Raw genomic sequence first — 1,314 nt, forward strand, 5'->3', positions numbered from 1 at the left:
GTGCAGACGGAGCGGCGGGGTGCGATCCGAGCGGGAGCACGGACGTTGTCTGGTTGGTCTGATACTCGTAGCGAGGGGCGTTGCGGCGCAGCCCAGTACCGTGGGCGAGTTCCTCGGCGAGGTCAGCGAGGAGGGCGGCCGGGGTATAGACGGAGGCCCGCATGGCCCAGGTGGCGTTGTTGACGTCGGGTCCAGCCCAGAGGGTCCAGGTGTGGAGGGGGCTGTTCGGGTTTTGGGCGGTGAAGGCGTCGAACTGAACTCCTGCGTTCTCGGAGGGATTCGTTCACCAGATCCAGCGTCCGTCGAGAGTGTGCGTCCAGCCAGCGTCCTTGAGAGGTCTGGTGGCCGCGGTGACGGCCTTGTCGGTGATGGGACTGCCGAGGGAGGTGTCCCAGCCGTCGCCGTCGGCGAGATGGATCAGCAGGGCCTGGAGCACGGGGGTCGGGGTGGTTCCGGTCGCGGTGAGGTGCCACATGCGCTCGGAGACTGGTGTCTCGTAGGCGGCCACGGTCCAGGCGGTGTCGCGGGGGCCGGCTTCGTGCACCCGCTCGATCCGCAGGGTCTGGTCCTCGTGGATGGCGTGGGTGGTGTGGTCAGACCATGTGCGCCATTTTTCCCAGTCGCCCTGTTCGGCAAGGAAGTTGTCCAGGAGGGCGTCGTGGTCTGCAGGGTCGGCGGCGTACGCAGGTACCTCTTCGGTGACCGGCTCAGGTGTGGCCGGTGGGCTGCTTGGGGCCTGGAGGCTTGTGCGGGCGTGGGCGGCCTGGTGTTCGGTGTCGGTCATGGCGGCGGGTCCCGGGCGCAGGGTGTCGCGGTGGGCGTGTTCGAAGGCCGTGAGCGCGTCGGCGATGGAGTCGAAGGTGTCGGCGACGCACCGCAGGTGGTTCTCGCCGTGGAGGTAGACGCACTTGCCGGTGTCGCTGTAGGCGCCGACGGCCACGGCGGTCCCGTGGTCGTCGGCGTGAGCGTGGATGATCAGGCGGCCGTGACGGATGTCGTCGTGGATCTGCTGGGCCTCGTTGGAGACGTCTCGGATCTCGCTGCGGGTGAGCCAGGACATGGGGTGCTCGGCCCAGGTCCACTCCTCGTGGATAGCCTCCCGCAGCCGGGGTGTGATCTCGATGGCGATGCCCTGGTCGGTGAGCTCCTGGGCGGCCTGATTGGCCCAGTAGGGCTCTTCATGATCGATGCGGGCCAGGACCATGGTGTGTTCGTCGAAGGGCACGAAGCCCCGGTCGGTAAGGAGATCGCGTGCGGAGCCCAGCAGGGTGCCGGCGAGGTGAGCGGTGACGGCACTGGGATGGGCGGGATCTG

General features: G+C 68.3%; 1 protein-coding gene and 1 pseudogene. Both read right to left on the bottom strand.

All coding sequences use genetic code 11. The features are described from left to right. Nucleotides 1-271: pseudogene (locus AC31A1_RS51510) on the bottom strand (SPDY domain-containing protein); the annotation flags it as partial. Between the two features lie 12 nt (nt 272-283). After that, nucleotides 284-1,314: SPDY domain-containing protein (locus AC31A1_RS51515; protein WP_489659929.1), on the bottom strand; the 1,031-nt coding region annotated here is incomplete at its 5' end.

It is taken from the genome of Streptomyces sp. P5F9 (assembly GCF_057961495.1).